Source organism: Massilia sp. SYSU DXS3249 (genome assembly GCF_053668055.1).
On sequence record NZ_JBSIPX010000005.1, the window covers coordinates 32009 to 48427 of the forward strand.

Annotated in this window: 8 protein-coding genes; 3 read left to right on the forward strand and 5 right to left on the reverse strand. The window is 65.7% G+C overall.

Annotated features, from left to right (window positions below):
- From ACWCIA_RS07970 to ACWCIA_RS07980, 3 genes are read right to left on the reverse strand one after another with little or no spacing between them, the layout of a single operon-like run.
- Positions 1–1716 (reverse strand): ABC transporter ATP-binding protein, encoded by a 1716-nt coding sequence (locus ACWCIA_RS07970; RefSeq protein WP_454162138.1) that lies wholly within the window; start codon positions 1714–1716, stop codon positions 1–3.
- A gap of 7 nt (positions 1717–1723) precedes the next feature.
- A complete protein-coding gene (locus ACWCIA_RS07975) occupies positions 1724–2734 on the reverse strand; it encodes an ABC transporter permease (protein WP_454162140.1) in 1011 nt (336 codons plus the stop codon).
- 10 nt (positions 2735–2744) lie between these two features.
- Positions 2745–3683 carry an ABC transporter permease gene (locus ACWCIA_RS07980; protein WP_454162142.1) on the reverse strand — a complete coding sequence of 313 codons (939 nt, stop codon included), beginning with the start codon at positions 3681–3683 and terminating at the stop codon, positions 2745–2747.
- A 399-nt stretch (positions 3684–4082) separates the two neighbouring features.
- Between ACWCIA_RS07980 and ACWCIA_RS07985 the strand changes: the two genes are divergently transcribed.
- Entirely contained in the window at positions 4083–6965 is a 2883-nt protein-coding gene (locus ACWCIA_RS07985; RefSeq protein ID WP_454162144.1) for a TonB-dependent receptor domain-containing protein, read from the forward strand.
- Positions 6966–7031: 66 nt separating this feature from the next.
- Here the strand turns inward: ACWCIA_RS07985 and aroG are convergent, their stop codons facing one another.
- The gene (gene aroG, locus ACWCIA_RS07990; RefSeq protein WP_454162146.1) at positions 7032–8090 is read right to left on the reverse strand and encodes a 3-deoxy-7-phosphoheptulonate synthase AroG; all 1059 of its coding nucleotides are present in this window, start codon (positions 8088–8090) and stop codon (positions 7032–7034) included.
- A 500-nt stretch (positions 8091–8590) separates the two neighbouring features.
- Between aroG and ACWCIA_RS07995 the strand changes: the two genes are divergently transcribed.
- Together ACWCIA_RS07995 and ACWCIA_RS08000 are read left to right on the forward strand one after the other, a co-directional pair.
- Positions 8591–11464, forward strand: coding sequence for a TonB-dependent receptor (locus tag ACWCIA_RS07995; RefSeq protein ID WP_454162148.1), 2874 nt, complete (start codon positions 8591–8593; stop codon positions 11462–11464).
- A gap of 409 nt (positions 11465–11873) precedes the next feature.
- Positions 11874–14531 (forward strand): TonB-dependent receptor, encoded by a 2658-nt coding sequence (locus ACWCIA_RS08000; protein ID WP_454162150.1) that lies wholly within the window; start codon positions 11874–11876, stop codon positions 14529–14531.
- 214 nt (positions 14532–14745) lie between these two features.
- Here ACWCIA_RS08000 and tldD read toward each other — a convergent pair whose 3' ends face one another.
- The gene (gene tldD / locus ACWCIA_RS08005; RefSeq protein ID WP_454162151.1) at positions 14746–16206 is read right to left on the reverse strand and encodes a metalloprotease TldD; all 1461 of its coding nucleotides are present in this window, start codon (positions 16204–16206) and stop codon (positions 14746–14748) included.
- Positions 16207–16419 lie beyond the last annotated feature (213 nt).

The following is a 16419-nucleotide window of genomic DNA, read 5'->3' on the forward strand; positions in this document are numbered from 1 at the left end:
CTACGCCCCGCGCGGAATCGCCGCCAGCAGGCTCTGCGTGTACGGATGCTGCGGATTGCGATACAACTCGTCCGAATCCGCCATTTCGACCACGCTGCCGTGATGCATCACCATCACCCGGTCGGCGATGTAGCGCACCACCGACAGGTCGTGGGAAATGAAGATATAGCTCAGCTTGTATTCGTCCTGCAGGTCCTGCAGCAGGTTGAGCACCTGGGCCTGCACCGACACGTCGAGGGCCGAGACCGATTCGTCGCAGACGAGGATCTCCGGCTTCATCGTCAGGCAGCGCGCGATCGCGATGCGCTGGCGCTGGCCGCCGGAAAACTCGTGCGGATAGCGGCCGAAGGCGGAGGCAGGCAGCCCTACCCGCTCCAGCAGCGCGTGCACCGTCCTGATGCGTTCCCTATCGTCGGCGCCGATGCGGTGGATGCGCATCGGTTCGAGCAGGATCTGGCCGACCGTGAAGCGCGGATTGAGCGAGGCGTAGGGGTTCTGGAAGATGATCTGGATGCGCCGCTTATAGGCCGCGTATTCGCGCTCCGGCATGGCCAGCAGGTCGCGCCCCTCGAACAGCATGCTGCCGCCGGTGGCGCGGTGCAGGCGCAGCAGGGTCAGGCCGACCGTGGTCTTGCCCGAGCCCGATTCCCCGACCACGCCCAGCGTCTTGCCGCGCGGGAGCGTGAACGACACATCCTTCACGGCGCGAAACTCGCGCTTGCCGAACAACCCCTCGCGCAGCCAGAAGCTTTTTTGCAGGTTATTCACGACCAGCACGTCCTCGTCGCTGGGCGCATAGCCGCGCGTGCGCTGCGGCACGACGATCTGTTTCTCTCCCTGCCCGTTCAAGAAATCGTCGATCACCGGCAGCCGCAGCGGACGCTCGTCCAGCTTCGGCCGGCAGTGCAGCAGCGCCTGGGTGTAGCGGTCGCGCGGGGCGCCGAACACCTGGGCGGCGCTGCCCTCCTCGCGCACTTCGCCATGGCGCATCACGATCACACGGTCGGCGATCTCGGCCACCAGCCCCAGGTCGTGGGTAATGAACAGCACCGACATGCGGTGCTTCTTTTGCAGCGCGGCGATCAGCTCCATGATCTGTTTCTGGATCGTCACGTCGAGCGCCGTGGTCGGCTCGTCGGCGATGAGCAGCTTCGGTTCGCAGGCAATGGCCATGGCGATCATGACGCGCTGCTGCTGCCCACCCGACATCTGGCTCGGATAAGCGTCGATTTTGGCGGCGGGGTCGGGAATGCCGACCTCCTCCAATAAGGCGAGAGTGCGGGCGCGCGCTTCCCGCTTGTTCATGCCCATGTGCAGGCGCAGCACCTCGCCGATCTGGAAGCCGACCGTGAACACCGGATTGAGCGAGGACATCGGCTCCTGGAAGATCATGGCGATGTCCTTGCCGCACAGCGCGCGGCGTGCGGCGACCGGCAGCTGCAGCAGCTCGCGCCCCTCGAAGCGCACGCTCGAATCCGGATCCACGCGCGTCGTATCCGGCGGCAGCAGGCCCATCACCGCCAGCGAGCTGACCGACTTGCCGCTGCCCGATTCTCCGACCAGCGCCACGGTGGCGTTGTGGGGCACGTCGAAGGAAATGCCCTTGATCGCTTCGACCGTGTTCTGCTTGTCGACACGGAAGGCAATGCGCAGATTGCGGACCTGTAAAAGCGGCACCTGCGGCATGGTCGGCTCTGGCGCATTTTGCTGATTCATCGCGGCCTCACTTTAATTTCGGATCGAGCGCATCGCGCAGCGCGTCGGTGAACAGCGAAAACGCCGTCACCAGCAGCGCCATCGCGCCTGCGGCGGCGGTCAATTGCCACCACTTGCCGAGGATCAGTTCGTTCTGCGCCTCGTTGAGCATGCTGCCCCAGGACACGGTCCCGACCGGCACGCCGAAGCCGAGGAAGGACAGGATGACCTCGGCCTTGATGAAGCCGACCACCAGGATCGACAGCTGCACCAGGGCCACGTGCGACACGTTCGGGAAGATGTGCGAAAACATCTTGCGCCAGCCCGAGGCGCCGATGGCGTCGGCCGCCATCACGTATTCGCGCGCCTTGTGCTTGATGTACTCGGCGCGGATCAGGCGGTAGGGCCCGGTCCAGCCCGTCAGGCCCAGGATCAGCACGATGGTCGTCACGCCCTTTTGCTGCAGGACGGCGGCCACGGTCAGGATCATCAGGATCGAGGGAATGGACGTAAAAATGCTGTAGAACCAGTTGAACAGGTCGTCCACCACGCCGCCGAAAAAGCCGGAAATGGCGCCGAACAGGGTGCCCAAGGCAACGGCGACGAAGGCCGCCACCAGACCGACCACGATCGAGGTCTCGCCGCCCTTGATGGTCTTCTTGAGGATGTCGTGGCCCCACTTGTCGGCGCCGAACGGCAGGGTCAGGGCCTTCTCGCGCGGGGGATGCGCGGCGCGCACCTCGGCCTGCAAGGCCGCGAGTTCGGCCGCGAGCGGATCGAAGGCGTTCGGCGGGCTTGGGCGCTGCGGGCGCGCCAGCGCGGCCACGGCCGGGTCGGCCCCCATGAAGGACGGCGGCGCATAGTTGACCGCCACCTCTTCTTCCCAGTCGGCCGCCAGCAGGCCCGTGCTGGACGCGAGCAGCATCAGCAGGAACAGGCCGACGACGGCCAGGGCGGCCATCGCGACCCGGTCGGCACGCAGGCGGCGCCAGGCGAGCGCCCACAGGCCGGGGGACACCATCTCGTTCATATCGCGCATGGGGCCGGCCTCACTTGAGTTGCACGCGCGGGTCGACCGCACGGTACAGCAGGTCGGCCAGCAGGTTGAACACCATCGTGGCCGCGGCCACGTAGACGGTAATGGCCTTGATCACGGGGAAATCGCTGCGCTCGACGGCGAGGATCACTTCGCGCCCGATGCCGGGAATGCCGAAGAAGCGCTCGAGCAGGAAGGCGCCGATCAGGAGCGCCGGCAGGTTGGCCATCACGTGGGTAATGATCGGAATGGCGGCGTTCCTCAGCACGTGCACCCAGACGATGCGGCGCTCCTTCAGGCCCTTGGCACGCGCGGTGCGCACGTAATCCTGGCCGACCTCGTCGAGCACAAAACTACGATACAAGCGTAAGGTCGGCGCGATCGAGACTGCGAGGCCGATGATGATCGGCAGCAGCGCATAGCGCAGCAGGTTTTCGCCGAGACTGTTACCCCATCCCTGGACCGGGAACAGCCCCAGCTTGTAGGCAAAGAAGTACTGGAAGACGATGATGTAGACCAGGATCGAAATCGACATGCCGACCGTGCAGGCCACCATCACGGCGCGGTCGGTGAGCGAACCGCGCACGAAGGCAATGGCGAGCGCCAGCGCGATGCCGAAGACGGTTTCCAGCAAGGTGAGCGGCACCAGCACGGTCAGCGAGGGCCCGAGCCGGCTGGCGATGATGTGCGCAACCGGCTCGCCCGTGCTCCAGGCGTTACCGAAATCGGCCGTCACGATCTGCTTCAGGAAAATACCCAGCTGCACGTAGAACGGCTGGTCGATGCCGAGCTGGGCGCGGATATTCGCGATCGCCGCCTCGTCCGCCATCTTGCCCGCCAGCAGATAGGCTGGATCGCCGCCCACCCAGTTGAAGAGCAGGAAGACGAGCACGATCACACCCGCCATAGTCGGCAGCATCTGCCACAGCCGCCGAAAAATGTAAGCCAGCATCACGCATCCAGTGCCCCGGCAAGGTCCCTGCCCTTGCGCTCGGCGGTATCGAAAAGGCGTAACGATAACGCAAATCCATGGCGCCGACCCATGCTAATTGCCGCCGCGACGGGGCATTGGCCATTCCAGGCTATATCACACGCATAACTTTTTGTGAACTTTTTATTAGCTTCAGCACAACAGTTGTATTTTCGCCAGCGCAATGTCTTCTTAATTGACAACTTGTATCTACAAATGTTTGTATTGACGGGTGTCAATTGATGTCGCTTTTGTCGGCTGAAGCGGCAATATTTTCGAAACCGCTGCGCGTACCCAGAAGACGCGCAGATTCACTGGGAAATCACGATGATGGTTGAAACAGTTTTATCTCGTTCGGTTCGTTTGATTTGTGCGGGCGGCATGGCCGTCGCAATGGGGTCGGCCTATGCCCAGGAAACCCCGGACGCCACAGCAGCGACGGCGGCAGCAGCGCCCGAAGGCATGCAGCGCGTCGAGGTGACGGGTTCGCGCATCCCGAGCGCCAACCTGGAAAGCACCAGCCCGATTTCGGTCGTGACGGCCAAGGAAATCCGCATGGACGGCGTTCGTTCCGTCGAGAACCTGCTGAACAACCTGCCCCAGGTCTTCGCCGACCAGGGCGGCACGATTTCCAACGGTTCGACCGGCACCGCGACGGTCAACCTGCGCAACTTCGGCGCCGACCGCACCCTGGTGCTGGTTAACGGCCGCCGCCTGCCGTCCGGTAGCCCGCGCAACACCGCGGCCGACCTGAACCAGATTCCCGCCCCGCTGATCCGCCGCGTCGAAGTGCTCACCGGCGGCGCCGGCGCCATCTACGGCTCGGACGCGGTCGCCGGCGTGGTCAACTTCATCATGAACGACTCCTTCCAGGGCGTCCAGATCGAAGCCAATCACAGCTTCTACAACCACCAGCAGAACGACGGTCCTGCCGCACAGGCGGCCAAGCGCCGTAATTTCCCGACGCCGGACGACAAAGGCGCGGACGGCAAGATCAGCGACGCCAGCCTGCTGATGGGCGGTAACTTTGCCGACGGCAAGGGCAATGCCGTGGTCTTCTTCGGCTACAAGAAAGAAAAGCCGCTGCTGCAGTCCGAGCGCGACTACTCGGCCTGCTCGCTCGACGGCTTCAGCTCGGGCAACACCTTCAACTGCGGCGGCTCCGGCACGAGTTTCCCGGGTCGTTTCTTCACCGATTCCGGCCAGGTTACCGTGGCCGACGCCAACGGCGGCGTACGTCCGTATGTCGCCGCCACCGACCAGTACAACTTCGGTCCCCTGAACTACTACCAGCGTCCGTCCGAGCGCTACACCTTCAGCTCCTTCGTCCGTTACGACATCAACGACAAGGCGCGCCTGTACGCCGAGGGCAGTTTCCACGATGACCGTACCGTGGCCCAGATTGCGCCATCGGGCCTGTTCGGCCTTGATGCCTCGGGTCCGAATGCGATCCGCTGGGAAAACCCCTTCCTGTCGACGGCATGGCGCAATGCGCTCGGCCTGACCGGCCCCGGCGACACCGCCGACGCCCTCATCTTCCGCCGCAACGTCGAAGGCGGCGGCCGCCAGGATGACCAGCGCCATACCTCCTACCGCGGCGTGATCGGCGTCAAGGGCGAGATCGGCAACTGGAACTACGACGTGTTCGCGCAAATGGGCAAGGTCCTGTACTCGGAAACCTACCTGAACGACTTCTCGATCGCCCGCAGCGCGCGCGCCGTCAACGTCGTCCCGGGTCCTGGCGGCGTGCCGACCTGTGCCAGCGTGATCGACGGCACCGATCCGAACTGCGTCCCCTACAACATCTGGGCGCTGGGCAAGGTCACGCCTGAAGCGCTGGCCTACCTGCAGACCCCGGGCTTCCAGAAAGGCAGCACCTCGCAAAGCGTGCAGGGCATCACCCTGTCGACCGACCTGGGCGAGTACGGCATGAAGCTGCCAACCTCGACGCAAGGCATCGGCCTCGCCTTCGGCGCCGAGCACCGCACCGAGAAGCTGGAACTGGCAACCGATGCGGCCTACCAGACCGGCGACCTCGCCGGCCAGGGCGGCCCGACCCAAGGCGTCTCCGGCCAGTTCAGCGTGCGCGACTTCTACGCCGAAGCACGCATCCCCGTGCTGGAAAAGCAGCCGTTCGCCGATCTGCTCAGCGTGAATGCCAGCGCCCGCCGCTCCGACTACTCGACCGGCCAGAAGACCGACTCCTACGGCCTCGGCATCGAATGGGCGCCGATCGAGATGGCCAAGCTGCGCTTCTCCTACCAGCGCGCGGTGCGCGCCGCCAACGTCGTCGAGCTGTTCACGCCACAAGGCCTGGGCCTGTTCGGCATGTCGAGCGACCCATGCGCCGGCACGGCGCCGGAAGCGACGCTTGCCCAGTGCGCCCTGACCGGCGTCACCGCAGCGCAATACGGCAACATCGAAGACAGCCCGGCACAGCAGTACAACGCCATCTTCGGCGGCAACGCGAACCTGAAGCCGGAAACCTCGGACTCCTACACGCTGGGCCTGGTACTGACTCCGATGCGCAACCTGAGCTTCACGATCGACGCCTTCGACATGAAAGTCGAAGACGTGATCGGCGGCCTGCCGGCATCGACCACGCTGGCGCAGTGCCTGGAAACCGGCGACCCGACCTTCTGCTCGCTGATCACCCGTGACCGCCTGGGCACCCTGTGGGCCCTGCCAACCGCGAACGTGATCGCCACCAACCAGAACCTGGGCGTGATGTCGACCAAGGGCGTCGACCTGAGCGCCAACTACGGCGCCAAGTTCGGCGCCTGGGGCGGCCTGGACTTCAACTTCAGCGGCACCTGGCTGAAGGAGTTCAAGCAGGAAGACTTCCCGGGCTCGGGCCAGTACGACTGCGCCGGCCTGCACGGCACCAGCTGCGGCACCCCGATGCCGGAATGGCGCCACAAGCTGCGCGCAACCTGGAGCACCCCATGGCGCGGCGTCGAACTGGCCGTGACCTGGCGTCACATCGACTCGGTCAAGCTCGATGCAACGAGCAGCAACCCGCTGCTGGCAACCGAGTTCGAACCGGCCGACGAGACCCTGGCTTCGCGTAACTACCTTGACCTGGCAGGCAACTGGCAGATCAACAAGATGTTCGCCCTGCGCGCCGGCATCAACAACGTGCTGGACAAGGATCCGCCGATCACCGGCGTGGTGGCCGCGGTCTTCGGCAACGGCAACACCTACCCGCAGGTCTACGATGCGTTCGGCCGCCGCGTGTTCATGAACCTGACCGCCACTTTCTGATTCCAGAGGGCGGCAAAGCAAAACGGCAGACCTCGCGGTCTGCCGTTTTTTATTCCGAAAGCGCTCTTATTCCTGGCGCAACCTGCGCTGGCGCACCGCCTGCGCCAGCCCTTCGAGCACGCCGACGCTGGTTTCCCAGTCGATGCAGCCGTCGGTGACCGACTGGCCGTAGGCCAGCTCGGCGCCGGGCACCAGGTCCTGGCGCCCGCCCAGCAGGTGCGATTCGACCATCACGCCGACGATGCGCTCGTCGCCGCCGGCGATCTGGCGCGCGATGTCGGCGCACACCGGCACCTGGTTCTCGGGCTTTTTCGAGCTGTTCGCGTGCGAGGCGTCGATCATCAGGCGCGAGGCCAGGCCCAGCGCGGCGATCTGGCGGCAGGCCTCGTCGACGCTGGCGGCGTCGTAGTTCGGCGTCTTGCCGCCGCGCAGGATGATGTGGCAATCCTCGTTGCCGGAGGTCGAGACGATTGCCGAGTGCCCGCCCTTGGTCACCGACAGGAAATGGTGGGGCTGCGAGGACGCCTTGATCGCCTCCACCGCAATCTTGATGTTGCCGTCGGTGCCGTTCTTGAAGCCAACCGGGCACGACAGGCCCGACGCCAGTTCGCGGTGCACCTGCGACTCGGTGGTCCGGGCCCCGATGGCGCCCCAGCTGACCAGGTCGGCGATGTACTGCGGGCTGATCACGTCGAGGAATTCGGTACCGGCCGGCAGGCCCATTTCGTTCACGTCGCGCAGCAGTTCGCGCGCCATGCGCAGGCCGTCGTTGATGCGGAAACTGTTGTCCATGTAGGGGTCGTTGATCATCCCCTTCCAGCCCACCGTCGTGCGCGGCTTTTCGAAGTACACCCGCATCACGATCTCGAGGTCGCCCTTGAGGCGGCGGCGCTGCTCGGCCAGGCGGCGCGCGTACTCGAGCGCGGCCTTCGGGTCGTGGATCGAGCATGGGCCGATCACCACCATCAGGCGGTCGTCCTGGCCGTGCAGGATGCGGTGCAGCGCCACCCGCGCCGCGCTGGCGGTTTCCTCCGCCGCCGGGGTGACCGGAAACTCGCGGATCAGGTGCGAAGGCGGCGTCAGTTCCTTCATTTCGCGGATGCGTAGATCGTCGGTGCGGGGCATGCGGTACTCCGTTTCGTTTATCTGGGCTGCAAATGAAAAAACCGCCATCTCTGGCGGTTTCTGGTCGTTCGGTCTGTTCGTGATTGCGTGAACCTGCCGCTACTCCACCGCCTGAAGGCCGGAATGGCTAAACCAAAAATAGCGGGTAAAAAAAGCGGCGTTGCGCATGAGCAGATCCGAGTAAGGTCGAATTGACTATAACGCCAACGTGTGAACATTGGCAAGCTCTTTATGCCGCAGCGCAGCACGCGCTTTTTCCGCCGCATGCAAATGCGTTTGCATGCAACCAGTTGCGCCAAACCGACAGCTCTCTAAGCGCACTGCTGACAATTGAGAGATATCAGACGTCCCGTTGTCAGCAATGCAAAAGTCTGGGCAAGCCCCCGTCCGGCCTGCACACATCTTTGTACTGGGTCAATTTCTCTGCATCCAATACATGAGCCGGCGCAAGCTGTAGCCAGCGGACAGGGATTTTCTCTTACGACCCTTGGAGTCCGGACATGATTGAAACCCTGTTATCCCGGTCGGTGCGCCGCCTGTTTGCCGGCGGCGGCGCCGTCGGAATGATGTCATTGACACCGCTGATGGCATTACCGCCAGCAGCTGCCCAGGAAGCGGCCGAGCGGCCGGTCGCGCGTGTCGTTGTCACCGGCAGTAACATCCGCCGCGCCGAAGCCGAGACCGCCTCATCGGTACTGGTGGTCAACCGTGCCGACATCGAGCGCTCGGGCAAGAGCACCGTGACCGAACTGCTGCAGACGCTGGCGGTGGACAACCAGGGCTCGGTGCCCACCAGCTTCGGCAACGGCTTCGCAGCCGGCGCCGCGGGCATTTCGCTGCGCGGCCTCGGCACGGCGTCGACCCTGGTGCTGCTCAACGGCCGGCGCATGGCCCCGTATGGCCTGGCCGACGACGGCCAGAAGGTGTTTACCGACCTGAACGTGATCCCGACCGACGCCGTCGACCGCATCGAGGTCCTGAAGGACGGCGCCTCGTCCATCTACGGTTCCGACGCCATCGCCGGCGTGGTCAACATCATCCTGCGGCACGACTTCAAGGGCACGACGGTGCGCGGTTCTCTCGGCATCACCAAAGAGTGGGACGGCGAGGAGCAGAACCTGGCTGTCACCCATGGCTTCGGCGACCTCGATGCCGACCGCTACAACGTGCTGCTCAATTTCGAGTTCAAGCGCAAGAACGACGTCTGGCTGCGCGACCGCGCCGACCGCCGCTACATCGGCCGCATCGACCTGCGTCCATGGGGCTTTTCGGCGCAGGAGGCGCTCGGCGGCACCGGCGCCATCACCGGCCCCAACGCGGCCGGCAGCGCCATCAACGGCAACGTGCGCAACCCGGCCACCAACAACTACTACAACCGCGGCAGCCTCGACCCGGCGAGCGGCTTCACCCGCACCTTCCCCGGCGCGGCCTGCGCGAACTTCACCAGCCAGCCCCAGGGAGACCCGGGCGGCGGTTGCCTGATCGACTCGACACTGGTGTACAACCAGATCCAGCCGCAACAGGAAAACTACAGCCTGTTCGGGCGCGGCACCTGGAACCTGGCGCCGGCCATGGAAGCCTATACCGAGTGGAACCTCTACAGCAGCAAGACCAACACGTCCACCACGCCGTCCACCGTCAGCGCCAACGTCGGGTTCCCGGGCGGACCGGTCAGCAATGCCGGGGTACAGTTCGGTCCCAACCATCCGGACAACCCGTATTTCGGCACGGCGGCCCGCCTGCGCTACCTGGCCGGCGACGTCGGCCCGCGCCAGGCTGCCATCGACGGCTTTTTCGTGCGTGCCCTGGCCGGCGTGAAGGGTACCCTGGCCGGCTGGGAGTATGACACCTCCCTGCTGTTTTCACGCAGCACCGTCACCAACGAACGCTCCGGCTTCCTGCAGCGCGACGTCGCCTTCGCCCTGCTCGACCCGAGCGCGGCGAACATCGCCGCCGCGCTCGGCACCAGCCCGGCCTACGCGGCGCTGCCGATCGGCACCTTCTGGCGCATTGCCGAGAACGCGGGCCTGAACGACCCGGCGGTGTACGCGGCGCTGTCCCCCAGGATCGCCAGCGATGCCGCGACCAAGATCATCCAGGGCGACGTCAAGGTCACGCGCGAGTTCGGCAAACTGGCGGGCGGCGCGATCGGGGTCGCGGCGGGCGCCGAATGGCGGCGCGAGGAGACCGAGCTCAATCCGGTCACCGGCACCGAGCGCGGCAACGTGATCGGGCTGGGCTACTCGGCCTACAGCGGCGCGCGCAACGTATTCGCGCTGTACGGCGAGGCGCTGGCGCCGGTGCTGCCGGGCCTGGAAGTCACTGGCGCGCTGCGCTGGGACCGCTTTACCGACGTCGGCAACTCCTGGACGCCGAAGGTCGGCGTCAAATGGACGCCGTTGCCCCAGCTCGCCCTGCGCAGTACCTTCGCGAAGGGCTTCCGTGCCCCGAGCGCGGCCGAGAACGGCGTCGGCGGCCTGGCCGCCTTCTCCACCGCATCCGACCCGCTGCGCTGCGCGCTCGGTGTCGAAGCCGCCTGCAACCCGGCCCAGGTCGCGCTCATCACCTCACCCAACCCGGACCTCGATCCGGAACGCTCGCGCAGCATCAACTTCGGCGTCATCTGGGACCCCTTGCCGCGCACCAGCATTTCGGTCGACGTCTGGCAGATCAAGCGCAAAAACGAGATCAACCAGCAACTGATCGACGCCGCCATTGCCGCCGGCAGCGTGGCCCGCGACCCCACGACCGCCGAACCAGGCGTCGTCGGGGATCCCGGCGCCATCACGGCCGTGCTGGCGAGTTACGTCAACTCCGCGCAAACCAAGGTGCGCGGCCTCGACGTCGACGCCCGCCACACGGTACGCCTGCCTGGAGGCTGGGGCAACATCCTGCTCGACGGCAAGTGGACCTATATCGACAAGTGGGAGCGCACCGAGCAGGACGGCAGCTCGCGCGACTTCGCCGGCACCCACGGCAACTGCGACGTCTCCAACTGCGTCGGCACCCCAGACCACCGCGTCAACCTGCGCGCGGCTTGGGACCGTGACGACTGGCGGGTCGCGCTCAACGCCAACTACCGCGGGGCGATCGACAACGTGCTCTTCAAAAACGACCCGGCCGGCTGCGCCAGCCACTTTGCCAACGGCGACGATGCACCGACCGGCTGCAAGCTGGCCTCGTTTACGACCTTCGACCTGGTCGTGCGCTGGAAGCCGCAGCCAGGTTGGGAAGTGTTCGGCACGATCGAGAACCTGTTCGACAAGATCGCGCCGCTCGACCCGCTGACCTATGGCGCACAGGCCTACAATCCGCTCGATTTCTACGGCGCGCTCGGGCGTAACTTCAAGGTGGGGGCGCGCTACACGTTTTGATCCGTTCTGATGCGTTGTGATGCGGCGGCCGTCCCGGGCAGGCGCCCGTGACGGCCGCGCGAGGACAGGCGTCCGGTGTGCCCGGACGCCCGCACATCGCATGGTCTGCCGAGTCGCAGTTATTCCACAAAACCGGATTTTTTTGAGCGAATCGACCCGAATCGCGACCTGCGATGCAAGACTTGTTTCACCAATCTGCCACACGCTGCTTGTTCATGCTAACGATAAATTTCTTTGCGTTTAAGAGCGCCTGACAAAACCTTCAAGGGATGCGGCCACCCGACGCATCGTTGAAGACAGTTCGGGAGTACGGCGGGACGATGCAACGCCGCCATGGAGGTTTTGCCAGGCGCTCGACATCATGATGTGCTGCAGCGGGCACCCAACAACCCGATACCAGGAGCCGGAAATGAATGAAACACTGTTGTCCCGTTCCGTGCGCCGGCTGTTCGGCGCCGCCGCAGGCCTGGGCCTGCTGGCCTGTCCGCTCGCCGGCGCGCAGGACACCACCGGCCAGCCGATCCAGCGCGTCGAAGTGACCGGCTCGTCCATCAAACGGATCGCCACGGAAAGCTCGCTGCCGATCACCACCATCCGCGCCGCCGACTTCGCCAAACAGGGTCTGACGACCGTGCAGGAAGTACTCAACACGATCCCGATGAACCAGGCCTCGGAAGTCGGCGCATCCGCGGTCGGCTCCGGCACCGGCGGGCGCTCCACGGCCGACCTGCGCGGCCTCGGCGGGGACAAGACGCTGGTGCTGCTCAACGGCCGGCGGCTGGCCAACCACCCGTATTTCGCCGACACGGTGGACCTGAACATCATCCCGGTGGCGGCGCTGGAGCGGGTCGAGGTGCTGCGCGACGGCGCCTCCGCCATCTACGGCACCGACGCCATCGGCGGCGTCATCAACTTCATCACCAAGCGCTCGGTCAAGGGCGGCGCCCTCACCTTCGAAGGATACGAGCCGTGGCGCCGCGGCGGCGGCAACGAGCAGCGCCTCAACCTGTCCGGCGGCTACGGCGACCTGGGCCGCGACGGCTGGAGCATGTTCGGCGTGCTCGACTACCACCAGCAGAGCCCCTTGCGCGCGACCGACCGCAGCTTCGCGCGCACCGGCGTGCGTCCCGATCGCGGCATGAACGAAGTGAGCCGCACCACCTTCCCCGCCAACTTCTTCTCCGAACTGGGCGTGGCCGGCAACCCGTATTTCGCGACCGGCTGCCGCCCGCCCGACACGGCACCCGCGACGGACGGCGACCAGGTGTGCGAATTCGACTACACCCAATATATCGACCTGATACCCGAAACGCGCCAGTACAGCGCGATGGGCAAGTTCAACCGCCAACTGACCCCGGACCACCTGGCCAGCATCGAATTCCTCTGGGGCCGCAGCACCAACGAATCGCAGGTGGCGCCGCCGCCGATGTCGAACCTCGGCATCACCATGACCGCCGCCAGCCCCTACTATCCCGGCAACGGCATCGTGCCGGCCTTCCCCGGCCTGACCGGCGAAGCCCTCGACATCAGCTGGCGCCCGATCGAGTCCGGCCGGCGCCTGAACTACGACAGCAGCAACACCGTGCGCCTGCTGGCCAGCCTCGAGGGCACCATCGCCGGCTGGGACTACAACACCGGCATCTCGCACTCGCTGGGACGCGCGCGCAGCTCTTTCCGCGGCGGCTACCTGATCGACCAGCGCATCATCGACGGCGTCGGCGCCGGCATCCTGAACCCCTTCGGCCCGCAGAGCCCGGAGGGCGCCGACTTCCTGCAAAACTCCCTGCTGCTGGGCGAATATGTGCATGCGCGCATTTCCAGCAGCGCCGTCGATGCGCGCGCCAGCCGCGAACTGATGACGCTGCCCGCCGGGCCGCTCGGCTTTGCGGTGGGCGCCGAATTCCGGCGCGACCGGGCCAAGTATTTCGTCAACCGGGCTCTGGCCGGACAGGCCTCCAGCTCGGGCTATGCCGACGCCCAGGACCAGTCCGGCCAGCGCAGCATTTCCGCCATCTTCACCGAGCTGAACGTACCGGTCATCAAGGACCTGGAACTGAACTTCGCCGGCCGCTACGACCACTACAGCGACGTCGGCGGCAGCTTCAATCCGAAGGTCTCGCTGCGCTACCAGCCGACCCGCCAGGTGCTGGTGCGCGGGTCCTTCAACAAGGGTTTCCGCGCGCCGACGCTGTTCGACCTGTTCGGCCCGCAATCGACCACCAACACGTCCGACACCTATGACGATCCGCGGCTGTGCCCGGGCGGCGCGGCCGTGCCGGGCGCCAACCCGAACATCGTGTGCGGGCAGCAGCAGCTCATCCGCGGCGGCGGCAACCCGGACCTCGACCCGGAGCGCTCGCGCACCTACAGCGTCGGCATCGTGTTCGAGCCGATCCCTTCGCTGACACTGTCGGCCGACTACTGGCACATCAAGCTCAAGGACCAGATCAGCGCGCTGGCCGAGCAGACCATCTTCGGCAACTTCGCGCGCTACCAGGACCTGTTCGTGTACGACCCGACCGGCACCCGCCTGAACTACGTGCTCGGCATCACCGACAACCTGGGCGAGGTGCGTACCCGCGGGCTCGACCTGTCGCTGCTGTACCGGCTACCGCGCAACCCCTGGGGCAACCTCAGCCTCAGCATCGACGGCACCTATGTCGACAAGTACGAGTACCAGAACGAGCCCGGCGGCGCGTTCACCCAGAACGCCGGCCGCTATGCCGACGCCACGCCCGTGTTCCGCTGGCGCCACAACCTGCTGCTGACACTGGTGCGCGGCGACTACACCTTCAACCTCGCCAACCGCTACATGTCGCACTACGAGGACCAGAACACGGCCGTCGCACCCGAGTTCGCCAACAACGTCGACCATTATTCGATCTGGTCGCTGTCGACGACCTACACGGGCAACAAGCAGTTCGAACTGACCGCCGGCATCAAGAACCTGTTCGACGAGGAGCCGCCGTTTACGAACCAGGTCACCAACTTCCAGCTGGGCTACGACCCGCGCTATACGGACCCGCTGGGAACGACGGTGTACATGCGGCTGACGTACAAGTTCTGAGAAGTGAACCATGGCGTCGCAATGACAGTGGCGACACTTGTTCCTTACGACTCCGCGATGCACAGCTTGAACGCGTGGACGGCGCACCTGCCGCGTGCTTGCATATGGCCCGGTGGAGCCGTCCACCCTACCTGTCAAGCACAAGCGCTGGCGGCCCGCAGCGCAAAAAAATGCCCGGCAGTGCCGGGCATGTCGTCTTCGCCGGGGACGAGGCTTACGCCGTCCCGCCCACGGTCACGCCATCGATGCGCAGCGTCGGCTGGCCGACGCCGACCGGCACGCTCTGGCCTTCCTTGCCGCACACGCCCACGCCCGAGTCGAGCGACATGTCGTTGCCGATCATCGAGATGCGGTTCATGACGTCCGGGCCGTTGCCGATCAGGGTGGCGCCCTTCACCGGGTAGGTGATCTTGCCGTCCTCGATCATGTAGGCTTCGCTGGCCGAGAACACGAATTTGCCGTTGGTGATGTCGACCTGGCCGCCGCCGAAGTTCACCGCGTACAGGCCGTTCTTGACCGAAGCCAGGATCTCGGCCGGGTCCTTGTCGCCGGCCAGCATGTAGGTGTTCGTCATGCGCGGCATCGGCAGGTGGGCGAAGGATTCGCGGCGGGCGTTGCCGGTGATCGGCATCTTCATCAGGCGCGCGTTCATCGTGTCCTGGATATAACCCTTCAGGATCCCGTCCTCGATCAGCGTCGTGCACTGGGTTGGATTACCCTCGTCGTCCATGTTCAGCGAGCCGCGGCGGTCCTGCAGGGTGCCGTCGTCGACCACGGTGACGCCCTTGGCGGCGACGCGCTGGCCGATCATGCCGGCGTAGGACGAGGAGCCCTTGCGGTTGAAGTCGCCTTCCAGGCCGTGGCCGACCGCTTCGTGCAGCAGCACGCCGGGCCAGCCCGGTCCGAGGACGATCGTCATCGGGCCGGCCGGGGCCGGGCGCGCGTCGAGGTTGACCAGCGCGGCCTTGACGGCTTCGTCGGCGTAGCGCTCGAGGATGGCGTCGTCGAAATAACCGTAATCGAAACGTCCGCCGCCGCCGGAAGAACCGGTTTCGCGCCGGCCGTTCTGCTCGGCGATGACGGTCACGGAGACGCGCACCAGCGGGCGGATGTCGGCCGCCAGCACGCCGTCGCTGCGCACCACCAGCACCACGTCGTATTCGCCGGCCAGGCCGGCCATCACCTGCACCACGCGCGGGTCCTTGGCGCGCGCCATCTTTTCGACGCGCTCGAGCAGCTTCACCTTGGCGGTGGCGTCGAGCGAGGCGAGCGGATCGCGCGGCAGGTAGAGCGAGCGCCCGCCGGTCGGCTGGGCGACGCTGGCCACCTTCACGCGGCCGGCGCCGGCGCGCGCGATCGTGCGCGTGGCCGCCGCCGCGTCCAGCAGCGCGATTTCGGAAATTTCGTCGGAATAGGCAAAGGCGGTCTTGTCGCCGGAAATGGCGCGCACGCCGACGCCCTGGTCGATCGAGAAGCTGCCGGTCTTGACGATGCCCTCTTCCAGGCTCCAGCCTTCGCTCTTGGTGAACTGGAAATACAGGTCGGCGTAGTCGACTTTATGGGTGAACATCGTCCCGAGGGTGCGCAGCAGCTTGCCTTCATCGAGGCCAAACGGCGTCAGCAGCACATCGCGGGCGACGGCCAGGGAGGAAAGGTTCGGTTCGAATGGGATCATTTTGCGTTGTGTCTCGTGTGGATTGGGGCATTGTGCCATATCCGTCCGGATCGTACAGGTGCGGGGACGGGCGGGCACGGCGGGCGTTGTCGCGGCGATTCCGGTGTCCGTTAGGTGGACGGCTCCGTGATCGGTCCGGACGGTCTCGCCGTCAACGATCGACGCGTGGGGTGAAGCGGGCTCAATTCCCGCGGAACGCGAAGCAGGCGCATG

Bases quoted from the DNA above. Each gene is read 5' to 3' on its own strand.
- aroG (WP_454162146.1), bottom strand. From the start codon at position 8,090: ATGCCCCGCACCGACGATCTACGCATCCGCGAAATGAAGGAACTGACG.
- ACWCIA_RS07985 (WP_454162144.1), top strand. From the start codon at position 4,083: ATGGCCGTCGCAATGGGGTCGGCCTATGCCCAGGAAACCCCGGACGCC.
- tldD (WP_454162151.1), bottom strand. From the start codon at position 16,206: ATGATCCCATTCGAACCGAACCTTTCCTCCCTGGCCGTCGCCCGCGAT.
- ACWCIA_RS07975 (WP_454162140.1), bottom strand. From the start codon at position 2,734: ATGCGCGATATGAACGAGATGGTGTCCCCCGGCCTGTGGGCGCTCGCC.
- ACWCIA_RS07970 (WP_454162138.1), bottom strand. From the start codon at position 1,716: ATGAATCAGCAAAATGCGCCAGAGCCGACCATGCCGCAGGTGCCGCTT.
- ACWCIA_RS08000 (WP_454162150.1), top strand. From the start codon at position 11,874: ATGAATGAAACACTGTTGTCCCGTTCCGTGCGCCGGCTGTTCGGCGCC.
- ACWCIA_RS07980 (WP_454162142.1), bottom strand. From the start codon at position 3,683: ATGCTGGCTTACATTTTTCGGCGGCTGTGGCAGATGCTGCCGACTATG.
- ACWCIA_RS07995 (WP_454162148.1), top strand. From the start codon at position 8,591: ATGATTGAAACCCTGTTATCCCGGTCGGTGCGCCGCCTGTTTGCCGGC.